We start from the raw sequence: 302 nt of genomic DNA on the forward strand, positions 1-302 counted from the left end.
GTCGCGGGTTCGAGTCCCGTCCAGTCCGCCAACTTTCAAATCGTTGAGTACTTAACCTCAACAACGCTTTTGATGTGTGAAAGATTTTTTCGTAGAGCAAGGCGTACCGCAGTGAGCACCCTGAGACATACCACCTGGTAGGCGAAGGGGCGAACGAGGAACAACGCAGCTATACGGAAAAAGATAAGCACTCTGTAGTGGGTGATTAGCTCAGCTGGGAGAGCATCTGCCTTACAAGCAGAGGGTCGGCGGTTCGATCCCGTCATCACCCACCAAATGTGGACTGGTAGTTCAGTTGGTTA

The 302-nt window shown here is 51.7% G+C and carries 2 tRNA genes (1 of these 2 running past the window's edge); both read left to right on the forward strand.

The annotated features are described in order from the left end of the window. The first annotated feature begins 199 nt into the window (after nucleotides 1-199). Nucleotides 200-275 (forward strand) — tRNA-Val (locus B2R29_RS04470). Nucleotides 276-280: 5 nt separating this feature from the next. Beyond that, nucleotides 281-302: transfer RNA gene (locus B2R29_RS04475), tRNA-Asp, on the forward strand; it runs 325 nt beyond the window's last position.

Source organism: Thalassolituus sp. UBA3500 (genome assembly GCF_002377545.1).
Classification (GTDB): Bacteria; Pseudomonadota; Gammaproteobacteria; order Pseudomonadales; family Oceanobacteraceae; genus Thalassolituus.